General features: G+C 62.5%; 2 protein-coding genes and 1 pseudogene. All 3 read right to left on the bottom strand.

Annotated features, from left to right (window positions below):
- On the bottom strand, window positions 1-416 hold a 416-nt coding region (locus HX846_RS36920; RefSeq protein ID WP_178967426.1), incomplete at its 3' end, for a DUF1028 domain-containing protein.
- 16 nt (window positions 417-432) lie between these two features.
- The gene (locus tag HX846_RS36915; RefSeq protein WP_003207327.1) at window positions 433-843 is read right to left on the bottom strand and encodes a RidA family protein; all 411 of its coding nucleotides are present in this window, start codon (window positions 841-843) and stop codon (window positions 433-435) included.
- Window positions 844-867: 24 nt separating this feature from the next.
- Window positions 868-1,425, bottom strand: a pseudogene (locus HX846_RS36910) (FAD-dependent oxidoreductase); the annotation flags it as partial.

The raw sequence follows: 1,425 nt of genomic DNA, 5'->3' as shown, positions 1-1,425 counted from the left end.
AGTTGGCCTTCGCCTTGCTCGAAGGCCTTGACCATCGCCTCGATCACCGCGCGGTCGGCGAGCATATTGCCGGCGGCCACGCACTGTTCGCCCGACACCGCATTGTGGGTGCCAAGGGTTTCGTTGCCGCTGAAATGCACCGTGCGCCCGAGGTGATCAATCGCCGTCAGTTGCCGGTATTGGCTGTAGCCGTTGCGGGTCAGGGCCTTGTCTACGGCATCGGCAGGGGCAAGGCCTTGCTCCAATAGATCGAGTACGTCCGGGCCCAGGGCGGGCAGGGTGATGTTCTGGGTCGAGACCGCACCCACGCCGGGCCGCAGCCATGGGCAGCGGGCGCCTACGGCGATGCTCGATGAGCTGATGGCAATGCCCATCTGGCCGGTTTCCGCGCAGCGGGCGACGATTGAAAAGGTCATGTCGTGCCTCCTTGGGTTACTCGGGGATAACTGCAATCACGTCGATTTCCATCAGCCACTGTGGCTGGCCCAGGGCCGAAACCACCAACCCGGTGGAGATCGGGAACACGCCCTTGAGCCACTTGCCGACTTCCTGGTACACCGGCTCGCGGTAGCGCGGGTCGATCAGGTAGGTGGTGGTCTTGACGATGTGGCTCAGGTCGCTGCCGGCCTCTTCCAGCAGTTGCTTGACGTTTTTCATTGCCTGTTCGGCTTGCGCGCGCGGGTCGCCAAGGCCGATCAGGTTGCCGTCGAAATCGGTGCCCACCTGGCCCCGTACATACACCGTGTTGCCGGCGCGTACGGCCTGGCACAGGTCATTGTCCAGGCTCTGGTTAGGGTAGGTTTCCTTGGTGTTGAACATGCGGATGCGAGTGTGAGTAGGCATCAAAAAAACTCCAGAAAAAAGTGATCAGGCGCTGACAGGTGAGGTGTGAACAACCGGTGCCGGTTCGCGGTACTCAAGGTATTGGCGCTGGATGGCGATATGGTCGGCCACGTACTTGGCGTCATGCCACACCCCCCAGATAAACGACGAGCCCCGGCGCGACTGCCATGGCAAACCGAGGAAGTAGATGCCCGACTCGCTGGCCACGCCGCGCTGGTGCTGCGGCTTGCCGGCGGCGTCAAATGCATCGACCTTCAGCCAGCTGTAATCCACGGCAAACCCGGTGGCCCAGATGATTGAAGTGATACCGGCCTTGGCCAGGTCCAGTTCCAGGATCGGGTGCTTGATGCACTCGGCATCGGGAAATACGCGACGCGCTTCGGGCTCTGGCGGCAGGTCGAGGCCGTTGCGCTCGATATAGGCATCCGCCGCATCCAGCAGGGCCAGGTAGTTCTCATCGCCGCGGGCCAGGTTTTCCACCAGGTTGGGCTGGAAGCTCGCAACGCTGCCGTTGAAGGATTGGGTCAGGCCGACCAGGGTCATGCCTTGCTGGGCCAGCTCGCGGAAGTCGATGGTCTTGCC

Source organism: Pseudomonas sp. K5002, from assembly GCF_013386655.1.
Taxonomy (GTDB): domain Bacteria; phylum Pseudomonadota; class Gammaproteobacteria; order Pseudomonadales; family Pseudomonadaceae; genus Aquipseudomonas.
The sequence above is the reverse complement of the archived record's forward strand: the minus strand, read 5'-3'. Positions and strand labels throughout refer to the sequence as shown.